The following is a 2,104-nucleotide window of genomic DNA, read 5'->3' on the forward strand; positions in this document are numbered from 1 at the left end:
GAACGCGCCGAAGGGAACGCGCAACGCGAAGGCGGGCACCTCGCAGTCGGTGGCCGTCCCGTCCACCTTCACGCGGCAGACGGACACCACGCGATTCACCGAGGGCTACCAGAAGATCGCGGGTCACTACCAGCTGAAGCCCGTCGCCCAGTACGACGGCATGGCCAAGGGCTCGCTCCAGGGCGGTGAGGGTACCCGTTTCGTCGCCACCGTCATCGCGACCCCGGACACCGATCTGCTCACCCTGGCGAAGACCTACGGAACGGCGTTCGGGAAGGAGTCCCTCGGCGAACGGCTCGGTCTCGTCATCGGTGTGAACGGGCGCACCGGCAAGGAAGCCGAAATCGTCGACACGGTGCGGAAGTTCGCTCAGCAGTGGGAGAAGGAGGGCGACTTCTCGGTGTCCGTCAGCGGTTTCACCTGGGAGCAGCGGAACCCCCAGTTGCTGGCGGACGGCGGCCAGAAGATGGTCCCGTACGGCGCGCTCCGTGAGGCGGTCGTCCGCGACGATCTCACTCGGGGCATGCTGGACAAGCTCAAGCTGAACGCCAAGGGAGAGGTGTATCTGCACGTCGGTGACGCCGACGTCAAGAGCATGGTCGTCGGCGGAAAGCCGCTCTTCGACCGTGCCGCCGCGAAGATCGAGACGCTGACCGGCCAGAACGGGTCCGCTCCCGAGATGGTGAGCGGTGGTTACACGCTCCCCGAGGGTGTCGCGAAGAACGCCGCCGATCTTGACCTGGCCGTGCGCGACGCGATGGCGAAGACCGACACGCGGGCGATCTACTTCCCCGAGCCCAACACGTTCATCCGTGTCGACCCGAACCTCGGCCTGGAGAAGGACATCCGGTTCGGCGAGATCTCCGGCGGAAGCATCAGCTACGAGGCCAGGGAGGGCGAGCGGCTCCTCGCCAGCTCCCTCAAGAACCGCGGTTTCCAATGGCGGGGGCGGGAGAACCAGGGCTTCGTCTTCGACTCGGGTCTCGCACTCGTCACCGATGGGGAGCGGATCGCCAAGGAGGTGGGGGACGACCCGCGGGCGATCCTCAGCGGGCTGACCCAGAGCCATGCGAACTCGAAGACCTGGACCGAGCAGATCGAGCGCTACATCAAGCTGCATCACCCGGATGTCCTGGCGAAGGACCCGAACGCCGGGAAGAGCCTGGCGGCCATCGCCTTCCACGACATTCAGGCGGACGGCGTCACCGCTCTCACAAAGCTGGAGGTGAAGGACCTCGGCGCTGCCCGGAAGGCGGAGTGGAAGGCGCTGATCAAGGCTTCCGGCGGCACCAATGACACGTTCAGGCAGCTGATCGGCATGGCTGTCGATACCCGTAACGCCCTGGTCGACGGCATCAACAAGCACCTGACGCACTCCGTCTCCCCGTCCGCCCCGAGTGTGAGTACGTCCACGGCCGCTCATGCGGGTGCCGGTACGGGTGGGAGGCTGACCCCGGACGGCGTCCGGATCCTGGACAGCATCACAGGATCGGGGACGGTCGACGGCTCCCGCCGTACGCTCGCTGGTTTCGAGTTCGGGAAGGTCCGCGAAGAGGGGAGCACGAACCTCATCTCGCGACCTGTGCTGATGACAGTCACCGAGGGGGACAGGACGGTTCAGGTGGCCGTCCACCTCAATGTGATGGTCACCCCGGGCGGGAGGCTCGACGGGACGGCGGTCACGATCAGCGGGACGGACTTCCATCTGACCGCGCGCTCGAAGGCCGCGCAGGACTTGATCGACAAGTACGGTCCGTCCGTCCTGACGGCGGACAACTCCATCCATGTGGGGCCGGGCAACGCCAAGTCCGGCTGGGACAACAGGGCCGGTCGCCTCAAGAACCTGGCGGACGAGCTCGGCGTCACCGAGGACAGCCTGATCAAGGCGCTCGACAGGCGTTTCCCGCCGAGCGGGCTGGTGGACATGGTCCACCGTTTCCAGGACGACGTGGAGCGTGCCGTCGTCCATGCCTCCAACTCCGAAATCATCACGGTGGAGTTCCGGGGTGACAAGTCGTTCCCGGTCCAGGACAGGTCCGGCGGTGTGCCGGCGCGGGCAGTCTCGGCACCTGCGGGTTCGTCCGGTGATTTCGTCCACGGTGCG

General features: G+C 66.4%; 1 protein-coding gene. It reads left to right on the forward strand.

Annotation, left to right across the window (positions count from 1 at the left end):
• A partial coding sequence (locus AC3EUJ_RS37070) for a hypothetical protein (protein WP_431969388.1) occupies window positions 1-2,104 on the forward strand: 2,104 nt, incomplete at both ends.

This window comes from Actinacidiphila sp. bgisy160, from assembly GCF_057707815.1.